Genomic DNA, 12,713 nt, shown 5'->3' with positions numbered 1-12,713 from the left:
GCCATTATAATGGAATCATGGCAACAGTGAAGGCAGCAGCCAACGTCAGGCAACGTAGAACAAAATGGCGATAAAATGACAGCTACTGCCGGCCAGCACGAACAAATGCCAGATGCCATGGCCATGGCGCAGCTTGTGGTCGGTGGCATAGAAAGCGATGCCGCCCGTGTAGCACAGGCCGCCTGCCACCAGCCACAGGAAGCCATTCCACTCGAGCGCCGCCAGCAGCGGCTTGATGCCGATGACGATGAGCCAGCCCATGGCCACGTAAATCACCAGTGACAGGATGCGCGCGCCTTTCGCGTACACATATTCCTGCACGATGCCAAGCAGGGCCAGGCCCCACACGACGCCGAACAGCGACCAGCCCCAGGGCCCGCGCAGGGTCACCAGCATGAATGGCGTGTAGGTCCCCGCGATGAGCAGGTAGATGGCGCAGTGGTCGAGCCGCTGCAGCACGGCCTTGGCCTTGCCGCGCACGCTGTGGTACAGGGTGGAAGTGAGGTACAGGGTGAGCAGCATGGCAGCATACACGCTGCAGCTGACGATTTTCCAGGCATCGCCCGTGCGGGCCGCCACGACGATCAGGATGACGCCGCCGATGGCCGCCAGCGCGGCGCCCACCGTATGGGAAATGCTGTTGAAGCGTTCACCGTAATACATGCATCACCGCCTGCCGCGTTAAAGACAGGCTCATCGTACACGCTTGGGGGCCAGGTGAAGCAACTTCCCCCCAATAGAAAGACCGGGGTCGGACCCTGAGGGTCCGCCCCCGGTACCTGCTTTGGGGGTGTCAATCAAGCTTCTTCCGCCTTCTTGCGCGCAGGACGGCGCGCCGGCGTCTTGCGCGGCGCCTTGGCTGGCTTGTCTTCGGCCACAACGGCCACTTCCACCGGCGCCACTTCAACGACAGGTGCGGCTTCCACCACGACGTCAGCCGCCTTCTTGGCCGGTTTCTTCGCCGCTGCCGCCTTGCGGGCCGGCGTGCGCGGCTTGGCCTTCGGCTTCGCTTCCACTACCGGCTCAGGTACAGGCTCAGGTACAGGCTCCGGCATGGTTTCCACCACCGGCGCCACCTCGACGGCGACAACTTCGGCACGCGCTTCACGCCCGCCATCGCCATTCTTGCGGCCACCGCGGCCATTGCGGCGCGAACCGCGCTTGGCGTTGCCTTCTTCCGTCGCCAGCTCGGTCACCGTTGCGGCGGCGGCTTCGGCCACTTCGTGCTGCACTTCCGGCTGCGGCGCCGGCGCATATTGATCGACGACGACTGTTTCCGCGTCGGCCACCGGCACGAAAGCCTGTGGTGCGGACTCGCCGCGGCGTTGCTCGTTCTGCTTGCGGCCGCCACGGCCATTGCGGCGCGAATCGCGGCGGCTGCCGCCTTCGCGCTGATTGCCCTCTTCCGCCGTCACGCCCGTCTCGCCGGCAACGATGGCCTCGCCGGCGGCGTCCCCGTTCACGGCAACGGGCACGGCCACCAGGCCGCTGCTGCGGTAGACATAGGCGCCCGATTTTTCATCGCGGCCAAATTCCAGCAAGCCGCGCGTCTGCGCTTCTTCCAGCAGGTTGCCGAAAGTACGGAAACCGTAATACGACTCGCTGAAATCGGGCTTGCGGCGCTTGATCGCTTCCTTCAGCATCGAGGCCCAGATCTTGCCGCTGTCGCCCCGTTCGGACACCAGCGCGTCGAAGGTTTCGACAGCCATCTCGATCGCTTCCGTCTTGCGCGACTCGTACTTTTCCTTGCGGCGCACTTCCTCGTCCGGCGAACGCTTGGCGGCAGCAGCCGGGCTTTCGCGCGCGTCGCGCTTGGCGGCCGTGCGGCGGCTCTCGCGCACCAGGTCATCGTAGAAAATAAATTCGTCGCAGTTCGCCACCAGCAGGTCGGAGGTCGACTGCTTGACGCCCACGCCGATCACCTGCTTGGCGTTTTCGCGCAGTTTCGACACGAGCGGCGAAAAATCGGAGTCGCCGCTGATGATGACGAAGGTGTTGACGTGGGCCTTGGTGTAGCACAGGTCCAGCGCATCGACCACCAGGCGGATGTCGGCCGAATTCTTGCCGGACTGGCGCACATGGGGAATTTCGATCAGTTCGAAGTTCGCCTCATGCATGGTGCCCTTGAAACTTTTATAACGGTCCCAGTCGCAATATGCCTTCTTGACAACGATGCTGCCCTTCAGCAGCAAGCGTTCAAGGATGGGCTTGATATCGAATTTTTCGTAATTTGCATCTCGCACGCCAAGCGCGACGTTTTCAAAGTCGCAAAACACGGCCATGCTGAGGTTTTCTGGGGATGACGCCATAAGGGTGAATTCTCGCTGATGATAAGGGCGGACGGGAAGCGCAACGCCTCCCTTTTCGTCTAGTATATTCGCCCATCCCCCGTTTCGGCGACAACTATCGTGCGCAGCCCGCCTATTGCGCGCCGCCGGCGGCGCTCGCGCTGGCGCCGGCGACCGGCCAAACGACGCTTTCATCGACGGAATACAGCTGGCACGGCAGGCTGCTCCGGCGCTGGCACGAGGCCAGCGCGCGCACATCGGGGCTTTCGCCCTCCTCGGCCCAGCCCCAGGCGCCGCTGGCCGACAGGGCAAAGGCGCGCGGCGCGGTTTTCTCCAGGAAGATGCGGTAGGCGGCGCGCCCCTGCTCTTCCAGGTAGGGCACCGCGGCGATATCGTCCTGCGGCGCGAAATGCGTGGCGGGCGGCGACGGCGCCTCGGCCACGCGGTAGACCTGGCGCACCGGCATGCCGATCTTCCGCAGGAAGCGCTCGGTGGCGGGCAACCACACGGCCACGCCGTCGCGGCTGCCCAGGGTCAGGTGCGCGTCGCGCTTGAACGGACCATAGGCGAGCAATTGCGCCCGGCCGCCCGATCCGGTAAAGGAATTGAACAACCGCCGCGCCAGGGCCGGCGAAAAATACGAGTCATTCGCGCCATACAGCCACAGGCTGGGAATGTGGTTGTAAGCGCCCATGGTGGCGAAGGACTTGGCCAGCGCCCCTTGCCAGTCGCAGCCGGGCATGTCGACGCGCAAGCCGCCGGAAAAATTGAGCACGCCGCGCACGCCGGGCAGCACCCGGGTGGCCAGCGCCAGTGCCGCCATGCCGCCATACGACTGCCCCGCGACGACGATGCGTTCCGGGTCGACCCAGCTCTGGCGGCGCGCATACGCGAGCGCGGCCAGCATGTCGCGCGCCTGGCCCTGGGCATTGCCCAGCATGTCGCAGCCGAAATCGCGGTAGGCGCCCGTGGAACGGGCAAAGCCGGCGCGCATGGGCAGCATCACCGCATAGCCGCGGCGCACGAATTCGGTCGCCATATAGATGAAGCGCTCGCGCGCCTGCAGCCGGGCCGGGCCGGCCTGCTTGCCATGATTCATCAGCAGCAGGGGAAACGGGCCGGGGCCGGCTGGACGGAACACCGTCGTTTCCAGCATCTCGCGCAAGCCATCGCCGGCCGGTACCATAATGACCTGCTCGTTCAGGCGCACATCGAGCGGCAGTGACGAATGGGCAAGCTGGGCTTTCAGGGGCAGGTAAGGCAGGCTGAGCAGAAAACCCAGGAAAATAGGACGAAACAGGTGAAAAATGGCGGACTCCGTGGATGACTTCCCTGCCAGTCTAGGCAGCGAAATGCCACAGAACAATATAAAAAAATTACGTGATGCACCTATTTTTTGCGGCAGGCACCCGCGTGAAAAAATGTTGCCTTGCACCAACCACTTTTCCCGCTGGCGGGAGTAAACTGGGCGCATTCTGAAGGAGTTGCCATGTCCATATCCGCCCTCACCACCGGTACCTCGGGGCTGACCGCCAACCAGCGCGCGCTGGATGTGGCCGCCAACAATATCGCCAATGCGAACACGCCGGGCTTCCAGCCGCAACAAGCCGAGTTCCAGGAAGCCAGCCCGGCTGGCACTGGCGTTACCCTGTCTGTCGAAGGACGCAAGCTGGCCGCCAGCGAAAGCGTCAGCGGTGCCAACGCGAATGCGGCCAAGGCGGCGGAAAGCCGGCCGAACGGCGTGGGCCTCGCGTCCGAGCTGACGGATAACCTCGTCTACAAGGCCGGCTTTAATTTATCGGCGAATGTCGTCAAGGCGGCCGACCAGGCCTTGGGCAGCCTGATCGACGTCAAGACCTGAGGCAGCAAACATCCACGGCGACTATCGACACGCTAGTCTGGTTTTTGCATTTCCAGCACCAAAGGCGCCATCGCCGGCGCAATCAGCGCCAGCAGCCGTTCGGCGGGAATGCCGTCGCGCGCCTGCACCGACAGGCCATGCAGCAAGGCCGCATAGTAGTCGCCCAAGGCCTGCACGTCCGCCTCCCCTTTTAATTCTCCCGCCTGCTGCGCCGCGCGCAGGCGTTCGATGACAGCTTGCGTGCGTGCGCGGCGGTGCTGCGCCAGCCAGTCGGCGATGCCCGCGTTTTCCGCGCTCGTATTCGTGGCGGCCGTGACCACCATGCAGCCTTGCGGCTGGCCGCTGCGCGTGTACAGCAGCACCGCTTCTTCCAGCATGCGCGCCACCGCGTCGCGCACATTCAGGCTGGCCGCCAGCGCATGCACGGCAAAAGCGCCTTCTCCCGTTTCATACAATTCCACGGCTTCGCGGAACAACTGCTCCTTCGAGCCGAACGCCGCATAGATGCGCGCCGAGGCGATGCCCAGCGCCGCCACCAGGTCGGCCATCGATACACCCTCGTAGCCGCGCGTCCAGAACGCGTCGCGCGCTTTTGCCAGCGCCAGCGCGCGGTCAAATTCCCTCGGTCTTCCTGCCATCTTGATCCTCTGCTTGCGAAGTGGCGGCCAGTATAACGCCTGGCGCCCACGGCGCGTTCCCGATTTATTTTGCATCACGGGCTTGACCGAAGGGAAAATTTCGCCTATTCTTTGTCGATCGACAAACAATAGGAGCCGATATGAAAACCATCCAAGGACCAAGCCTGCACCTGGCACAATTCGCCGCCGATACGGCGCCCTTCAACACCCTGCCCGCCATCGCCGAGTGGGCGGCCGGCATGGGCTTCAAGGCCCTGCAGATCCCCGCCTGGGATGCGCGCCTGTTCGACGTGGCGCAAGCGGCGCACAGCCAGCAATACTGCGACGACCTGGTCGCCATGCTGGCCAGCCATGGCCTCGTCATCAGCGAACTGACGACGCATATCCTCGGCCAGCTGGTGGCCGTGCACCCGGCCTACGACGCGCTGTGCGACAGCTTTGCGCCGGCACACCTGCACGGCCAGCCGGCGGCGCGCACCGAGTGGGCCATCGAGCAAGTGAAACTGGCGGCCATGGCATCGAAGCGCCTGGGCCTGACCGACATGGGCACGTTCTCCGGTTCGTTCGCCTGGCCATATTTATTCCCGTTCCCGCAGCGCCCGCCCGGCCTGATCGAGGCGGCCTTCGACGAACTGGCGCGCCGCTGGCTGCCCATCCTCGACGTGTGCGAAGAACAGGGCATCAACCTGTGCTACGAAATCCACCCGAGCGAAGACCTGCATGACGGCATCAGCTTCGAGATGTTTTATGAACGCGTGGGCCGCCACCCGCGCTGCAAGATGCTGTTCGATCCGAGCCACTTCGTGCTGCAGCAGCTGAACTACCTGGAATTCATCGACATTTATAAAGACCACATCCGCATGTTCCATGTGAAGGATGCGGAATTCAATCCGACAGGACGGCAAGGCATCTACGGCGGCTACCAGTCGTGGGAAAACCGCGCCGGACGCTTCCGCTCGCTGGGCGATGGCCAGGTCGACTTCAAGGCGATTTTCTCGAAGATGGCGCAAAACGATTACGCGGGCTGGGCCACGCTGGAATGGGAATGCTGCCTGAAGGACCAGGAAGTGGGTGCGCGTGAAGGCGTGGCCTTCATCAATGCCCACATCATTCCCGTGACCGACAAGATCTTCGACGACTTCGCCGGCGCCCCCGTCAGCGCGCAGCAGATCAATACCCTGCTCGGCATCGAGCACAACTAACAAGGAAACACCATGCATCAGAATCAAGACAGCTACACCCACGACTATGTGCGCATCGACGGCCAGCGCCTGCATTGCGTCATCGCCGGCGAAGGCAAACCCGTGCTGCTGATCCCCGGCTGGCCGCAAACCTGGTATGCCTGGCGCCATGTGATGGCGGCCCTGGCCGCCCAGGGCTACCAGGCGATCGCCATCGATCCGCCCGGCAGCGGCCACTCGGAACGCCCGGCCGGCGGCTACGACACGGGCGCCGTTGCCGCGACCCTGCACCGCGCCATGCTGGCCCTGGGCCATGCGCAGTACGATGTCGTCGGCCACGATATCGGCATGTGGGTCGGCTATGCGCTGGCCAGCGATTTCCCGCAGGCCGTGACGAAACTGGCGCTGACGGAAGCCGTCATTCCAGGCCTGGCGCCGGCGCCGCCGATTTTTGTCGCGCCGTCCGACAACATCTTCCTGTGGCACTTCATGTTCAACCAGGTGCTCGATTTGCCGGAGATGCTCACGGCAGGCAAGGAACGCGAATACATCCGCTTCATCCTGGACCGCTGGTCGTACCGCCGCGACAAGGTGGCCGTCGATGTGTATGCGGACGCCTATGCCACGCCGGGCGCCCTGCGCGCCGGTTTCGCCTACTACCGCGCCATTCCGGAAACCATCCGGCAAAACCTGGAGCGGGCGAAAAAGAGCCTGGCCATGCCCGTGCTGGCCATCGGCGCCGACCATGCGACGAATGACGCGCCCCTGCTGACCATGCAGGGCAAGGCCGATATTTTGCAGGGCGCCATCGTCGCCGAATGCGGCCACTTCATCATGGAAGAACAGCCGGAAGCGTTCATCGCCCACCTGCTGCCCTTCCTGGCCGGAGCACCCGCATGAGCCTCGACCCGCTGATCGCCGTCTGGCTGGACGAGGGCAAGGATGCGCCGCAGCCCGCCTCGCTGGCGGACCTGCGCGCCGCCACGGAAACGGGCTTGCGCCAGCTGCACGGACCATTGGAAGACGTCGCGTCGATCAAGGATTACGTGCTGCCAGGCGAGCATGCGCTGACCGTGCGCGCCTATGTGCCGGCCGGCGCGGACACGGGCCAGCCCTTGCCCGCCATCGTCTTCGCGCATGGGGGAGGATGGTGTCTGTGCTCGCTGGACCTGTACGACAATCCGTGCCGCGCGCTGGCCAACGCCACCGGCTGCGTGGTCTTTTCCGTCGACTACCGGCTGGCGCCCGAGCACAAGTTCCCCGTGCCGCTGGAGGACTTTTACTCGGCGCTCTGCTGGGTCGCGGACCATGCCGAAGCGCTGGGCATCGACGTGAAACGGCTGGCCGTGGGCGGCGACAGCGCCGGCGGCAACCTGGCGGCAGCGGCGGCCCTGATGGCGCGCGACCAGGCCGGTCCCGCGCTGGCGCACCAGCTGCTGTTGTACCCGGCGCTCGATTTCGCCTTCGACACGCCGTCCTACCAACGCTATGCGGAAGGCCATTCGCTGACGCGGGAAGCCATGCGCTTTTGCTGGTCGGCGTACCTGAACGAGCCGGCTGACGGCGCGCAGCCCTACGCGGCGCCCCTGCGGGCCGCCTCGCTGAAGGACTTGCCGCCGGCGACCGTGCTGGTGTGCGAGTACGACCCGCTGCATGACGAAGGCGAAGCCTATGCGCGGTATTTGCGCGACGACGGCGTGGCGGCCGAGTGCGTGCAGCTCGACGGCATGATCCATGCGTCGATGCACATGCTGGGCTTGACGCCAGCGGCGCGGGGATTGTTCGACGTGGCGGGCCAAGCCATGCGGCAAGCGCTGGGGGCATAAAAAAACGCGCCGGGGATGGCTCCACGGCGCGTTTTTTCCATCAGTTGCGCGTCATTCCACCAGCTTGCGCACTTCGATACCGTTCAACCACTTCACGTGGCGCGGACCCGTGCGGATATCCCTGGCCGAGATCAGGGATATCTCGCCATCGCTCTCGTCAAGCGCCTTGCCGTTCTTCTCGTAGTAGACGATCACGCCCTCGCCGGCCGGCGCGTTATACAGCTCGCCCCAGGAAAACACCACCGCATAACCATCGGTGGCCGTGGCGATGATGGCAAGTTTCTTGACATCGTTATGGCCCGGCGCATCGAGCGCCGCCTTGTCGAGGATATCGCGCAGGCGCACGCCCTTGTAACTGGTAATGGTCTCGGCCTTGTCGCCGTTGTGGCGCGTGACGGCAAGCTCGCCGCCATTCGCCGGCGGCAGCTGGCGCAGGTCGGCCACTGTCAGGGTCAACGGCGTTGCCACCTTGCCCGTCACGGTCAGCGCATGGCTCATATGCTCGCTCGCCGGCGCCGGGCCGGCCCATGCGGGCGCCGTCGCCAGCAGGGCGGCCGAAGCAAAACCAAGGAATATTTTCTTCAACATGCTGTGTCCTTTCATGGAACAATCAAAAAATCAGAACTGGTATTGCGCATTGGTCAGCCAGGTGCGCCCCGCGCTGGGGAAACCGTCTGCCAGTGCATAGTTGCGGTCAGCCAGGTTGCTCACGCCCGCTTCCAGGGTCAAGGCCGGCAAGGGCCGGTACACGGCCTTCAGGTTGACGGTGGCAAAGCCGCCCAGTTCCAGGGTGTTCGAGACCCAGCGCCCGCTGTTCGCTTCCGCGATGGCCACGACATCGAGCTGGCGCGCCGCGTGCAGCACGGCGTGCGCCGTCAGCTTGTGGCGCGGCACGTCCGTCAGGCGGATGGCGCGGTCGCTGACGTTCTTCATTTCCGTGTACGTGTAGTTGCCGCCGAAGTCCAGCCACGCGCCGGCGCTGCCGCGCAAGCCCAGTTCCACGCCGCTGATGTGCGCCCTGCCCGCGTTGCGCATCTGCGCGCGCACGCCCGCCACATTCGCCACGCTCTGTATCTTGTCCTTCACGTCGCTGTAGAACAGGGCGGCATCGAGCGCCAGCCCGCGCACGCTTGCCTGGTAGCCCACTTCATAATTGAGCGCCTCCTCGGCGCGCAGGTTCGGGTTTTCAATATAGGTGCCCAGGCGCTGCGAATAGCGGTCCTTCAGGGTCGGCAGGCGCGATTTGCGCGCCACCGTGGCGTACACCCTCGCATCAGTACCGATCTTGTGGAACAGGCCCGCCTGCAGGTCGGTGGCCGATTGATTCTCCGGCAAGGTATACGCATTGCCGGCGCTGTAGACGGTATCCGGGCGCAGTGCATTGCGCGAGGCGCCCAGCGACAGTTCCGTCGCCGCATTGAGGGCAATGCTGTCTTCCGCGCCCAGGGTCCACAGGGCATCCTTGTACCAGGTGGTGCGCACGCCCTTGGCATCGAGTTCCTGATGCTCGTCGGCCTTGTAGCTGGCGACAAAGCGCAGGCTGTGCGCGGCAAGGCGGAACGATTCGAGCTCCACCGCGCCGCCGTTCGTGCGGTCGTTATAGATGCTGCGCCCGCCGCTGACGCTGCCCTGGCCGCTGGTTTTCAGGGCCGCGTAGCTGCCGTTCGTGTAGGAGGTGATTTCATTGTCGTAGCTGTCGTGGTACAGGCGCAGTTTCAGGCGCTCGGCGTCGCCCAGGCGCGTCTGCGAGACGAAGTACACGCTTTCCTTGTTCCAGTACGGCCATTGCCAGTAGCGCGCGCCGACGGGATTCGTCGATGGCGGCTGGCCCTTCTCGCCATGCTGCTTGTAGTAGCTGAGTGCATATTCGTCGCCGCCCACGGGCGTGTAGCCCACCTTGAACGACAGTTTATGATCCTTGCGGTAGGCGTTGTTGCGCGTGCCGCCGTCTTCCGTGGCCGTCGGGCGGAAATCGGACGACAGGGGAAAGCCGTCGCTGTCGATGTACGACACGCCCGCCTGCAGATACCACAGGCCCTGGTTCGTGCCCACGTTGGCCGACACCTGGCGCTCGCTGCCCGAGCCGAAACCGATGGACGTATCGCCTTCCATCCGCGCGGACGGCTTGCGCGACACCAGGTTGATGGCGCCGCCCAGAGTATTGGCCCCATAGGCCACGGAACTGTAGCCCTTGGCCACCTGGATGGCGGCCAGGTCGGCCGTCGTGAAGCGGTTGAAATCGACATAGCCGTCATACGGCACGTAGACGGGAATGCCGTCGATGTACAGCGGCACTTGGCGAGAGTCGAAGCCGCGGATCGCGACGGTTTTCTCGTTGCGCGCATTGGTCGACAGCGACACGCCGGACAGCAAATTCAGAGCATCGCCCACGTTGTCGCGGTTAAAGCGGCGCATCTCGGCGCGGCTCACTTGCGACCCCACCTGCTGTTCCATCTGCCCTGCCTGCTCGCGCTGGCCGATCACCGTCACCGTGCCCAGCACGAACGGCGCCGCCTCGTCCTTGTCGGCGGTTTGCTGCGCCCGCGCCGTCTGTGCCATGTGCGCCAGCGCCAGCATCACGGCACCTGCCAATACCTGTTTCAACATCGTTTCGATCTTTCCACTGTCGTTATATAGAGTCTCATATAGCGATACTCAAAAAAGCGGCCACTCTTGCGGCGGCCGTCACCCAACAGCGCAATATACAGACGTATATAACGAGGCTCAAGCGACAAGCGCCAAAACGCCTGCGCAGGTCAATTTTCCGAGAAAAATTCATGCAGCGCAGCATTTCGCTGTGCGAACGAATGTTTCACAAAATGGTTGACACGTCGATTTTGGCTAGGCAAACTGATTTCCAGGGAGCCTGAAAATGAATGCAAATATGACAAATATTCAGACCACAGCAGATCCGGAAATCATCGTCTTCAGCGATGACGAGGAAGGCAAGGACCGCCAGTTCGTCAACGCGCTGGCGCGCGGGCTGGAAGTACTGCGCTGCTTTCGCCCCGGCGAAGTATTCCTGTCGAATGCGGACATGGCCAGGCGCACGGGCATTCCGAAACCGACGATTTCGCGCCTCACCTATACCCTCACCAAACTCGGCTACCTGAATTATTCGGACAGCCTGGGCAAGTACCAGCTGGGCGCCGGCGTGCTGGCTCTCGGTTACCGCATGCTGTCGAACCTCGATGTACGCAAGATGGCGCGCCCGCTGATGGAAGAACTGGCCGAGCATGCGCAGGCCTCCGTTTCGCTGGGCACGCGCGACCGCCTCAGCATGGTGTACGTGGAAACGTGCCGCAGCAGCGCCAACGTCACCCTGCGCCTCGACGTCGGTTCGCGCATCCCCCTGATGACGACCGCCATGGGCAAGGCCCTGCTGTGCATCCTGCCGCAGGCCGAACGCGACTACCTGATGGACCATGCGCGCGTGCACGAGACGGAACGCTGGCCGCGCATCAAGGCCGGTATCGAACAAGGCTTCAAGGATTACCAGGACCGGGGCTTTTGCATCTCGGCCGGCGAATGGCAGAACGACGTGCATGCCGTGGGCGTGCCCATGCTGGGTGCCGATGGTGAACAGGTGATGGCCTTCAATTGCGGCGGTCCCGCCTTCCTGCTGTCGCGCGAAAAACTCGAATCGGACCTGGGACCGCGCCTGGTCGCCCTGGTCAAGACAGTGGAAAAAAACCTGGGCCGCGGTTAGACTGCGCGCCCCCTCTCAACGACAGTTCAAATCAAAGCGCCGAGGAAACCGATGATACGCGACGAAGAAACCCTGAACATCCTGCTCGACAGCATCGCCCGTTTCGTGCGCGAAGTACTGGTGCCGAACGAGGCGCTGGTAGCCGAAACGGACACCATCCCGCCCGCCATCGTGGCGCAGATGCGCGAACTGGGCCTGTTCGGCCTGTCGATCCCGGAAGCCTACGGCGGCCTGGAACTGAGCATGGAAGAGGAAGTCAGAGTCGCTTTCGAAATCGCCCGCACCTCGCCCGCCTTCCGCTCGCTGATCGGCACGAACAACGGCATCGGTTCGCAAGGCATCGTTATCGACGGTACGGAAGCGCAAAAACAATACTATCTGCCCAAGCTGGCGGCGGGCGAGATCATCGGCTCGTTCGCCCTGACGGAAGCGGGATCGGGCTCCGACGCGGCGTCCCTGCGCACGACGGCCGTGCGCGACGGCGACTTCTATATCCTCAACGGCAGCAAACGCTATATCACCAACGCGCCCGAAGCGAGCATTTTTACCGTCATGGCCCGCACGGATCCCGTCAAGCGGGGCGCCTCGGCGATTTCCGCCTTCATCGTGGAAAAGGACACGCCCGGCCTCTCGCTGGGCAAGATTGATAAGAAAATGGGCCAGCAAGGCGCACATACCTGCGACGTCATCTTTGAAAATTGCCGTGTGCCGGCCGCGAACATCATCGGCGGCAAGGAAGGCGTGGGCTTCAAGACGGCCATGAAGGTGCTCGACAAGGGCCGCCTGCACATCGCCGCCGTCTGCGTGGGCGCGGCCGAGCGCATGCTGGCCGACGCCCTCGCGTATGCGATGGAGCGCCAGCAGTTCGGCCAGCCCATCGCGGAATTCCAGCTGATCCAGGCCATGCTGGCCGACAGCAAGGCGGAGATTTACGCGGCGCGCAGCATGGTGCTCGACGCGGCGCGCCGGCGCGACAACAAGGAAGACATTTCGACGGAAGCATCGTGCTGCAAACTGTTCGCCTCCGAAATGTGCGGCAGGGTCGCTGACCGCTCCGTGCAGATCCACGGCGGCGCCGGCTACATCAGCGAATACGCGGCCGAGCGTTTCTACCGCGATGTGCGCCTGTTCCGCATCTATGAAGGCACGACGCAGATCCAGCAGATCGTCATCGCCCGCAACATGATCAAGGCAGCGCAAAAGTGAAGGA

Annotated in this window: 12 protein-coding genes; 6 read left to right on the top strand and 6 right to left on the bottom strand. The window is 63.8% G+C overall.

Translation table 11 applies throughout. The annotated features are described in order from the left end of the window. Window positions 1–45: 45 nt before the first annotated feature. The 3 genes from trhA to U0004_RS11960 form a co-directional block, all read right to left on the bottom strand. Window positions 46–663, bottom strand: coding sequence for a PAQR family membrane homeostasis protein TrhA (gene trhA, locus U0004_RS11970; RefSeq protein ID WP_034782847.1), 618 nt, complete (start codon window positions 661–663; stop codon window positions 46–48). Between the two features lie 134 nt (window positions 664–797). Next, window positions 798–2,309 carry an NYN domain-containing protein gene (locus tag U0004_RS11965; RefSeq protein WP_081345830.1) on the bottom strand — a complete coding sequence of 504 codons (1,512 nt, stop codon included), beginning with the start codon at window positions 2,307–2,309 and terminating at the stop codon, window positions 798–800. Window positions 2,310–2,421: 112 nt separating this feature from the next. Then, entirely contained in the window at window positions 2,422–3,474 is a 1,053-nt protein-coding gene (locus tag U0004_RS11960) for a dienelactone hydrolase family protein (protein WP_081345842.1), read from the bottom strand. A gap of 303 nt (window positions 3,475–3,777) precedes the next feature. On the opposite strand from U0004_RS11960, the gene U0004_RS11955 reads away from it, so the two are divergent. Beyond that, entirely contained in the window at window positions 3,778–4,149 is a 372-nt protein-coding gene (locus U0004_RS11955; protein ID WP_034782850.1) for a flagellar basal body protein, read from the top strand. A gap of 32 nt (window positions 4,150–4,181) precedes the next feature. Here the strand turns inward: U0004_RS11955 and U0004_RS11950 are convergent, their stop codons facing one another. After that, window positions 4,182–4,787, bottom strand: a complete 606-nt coding sequence (locus U0004_RS11950) for a TetR/AcrR family transcriptional regulator (protein ID WP_070259047.1) — start codon at window positions 4,785–4,787, stop codon at window positions 4,182–4,184. A gap of 140 nt (window positions 4,788–4,927) precedes the next feature. On the opposite strand from U0004_RS11950, the gene U0004_RS11945 reads away from it, so the two are divergent. From U0004_RS11945 to U0004_RS11935, 3 genes are read left to right on the top strand one after another with little or no spacing between them, the layout of a single operon-like run. Continuing rightward, a complete protein-coding gene (locus U0004_RS11945; protein WP_070259049.1) occupies window positions 4,928–5,989 on the top strand; it encodes a sugar phosphate isomerase/epimerase family protein in 1,062 nt (353 codons plus the stop codon). A 12-nt stretch (window positions 5,990–6,001) separates the two neighbouring features. Then, a complete protein-coding gene (locus U0004_RS11940; protein WP_070259051.1) occupies window positions 6,002–6,868 on the top strand; it encodes an alpha/beta fold hydrolase in 867 nt (288 codons plus the stop codon). After that, a complete protein-coding gene (locus U0004_RS11935) occupies window positions 6,865–7,794 on the top strand; it encodes an alpha/beta hydrolase (RefSeq protein ID WP_070259053.1) in 930 nt (309 codons plus the stop codon). Before U0004_RS11940 ends, U0004_RS11935 begins: the two co-directional genes overlap by 4 nt. 51 nt (window positions 7,795–7,845) lie before the next feature. Here the strand turns inward: U0004_RS11935 and U0004_RS11930 are convergent, their stop codons facing one another. Then, window positions 7,846–8,382, bottom strand: a complete 537-nt coding sequence (locus tag U0004_RS11930; RefSeq protein WP_167468650.1) for a molybdopterin-dependent oxidoreductase — start codon at window positions 8,380–8,382, stop codon at window positions 7,846–7,848. 30 nt (window positions 8,383–8,412) lie between these two features. Further along, window positions 8,413–10,401: a TonB-dependent receptor plug domain-containing protein gene (locus tag U0004_RS11925; RefSeq protein WP_070259057.1), complete on the bottom strand. Its 1,989-nt coding sequence runs from the start codon at window positions 10,399–10,401 to the stop codon at window positions 8,413–8,415. Between the two features lie 277 nt (window positions 10,402–10,678). On the opposite strand from U0004_RS11925, the gene U0004_RS11920 reads away from it, so the two are divergent. Continuing rightward, a complete protein-coding gene (locus U0004_RS11920) occupies window positions 10,679–11,503 on the top strand; it encodes an IclR family transcriptional regulator (protein WP_070259059.1) in 825 nt (274 codons plus the stop codon). Between the two features lie 51 nt (window positions 11,504–11,554). Further along, the gene (locus U0004_RS11915) at window positions 11,555–12,709 is read left to right on the top strand and encodes an acyl-CoA dehydrogenase family protein (protein ID WP_034782861.1); all 1,155 of its coding nucleotides are present in this window, start codon (window positions 11,555–11,557) and stop codon (window positions 12,707–12,709) included. The last annotated feature ends 4 nt before the right edge of the window (window positions 12,710–12,713 follow it).

It is taken from the genome of Janthinobacterium lividum (assembly GCF_034424625.1).
Taxonomy (GTDB): domain Bacteria; phylum Pseudomonadota; class Gammaproteobacteria; order Burkholderiales; family Burkholderiaceae_D; genus Janthinobacterium; species Janthinobacterium lividum.
This window is presented reverse-complemented; position numbering and strand designations above follow the sequence as displayed.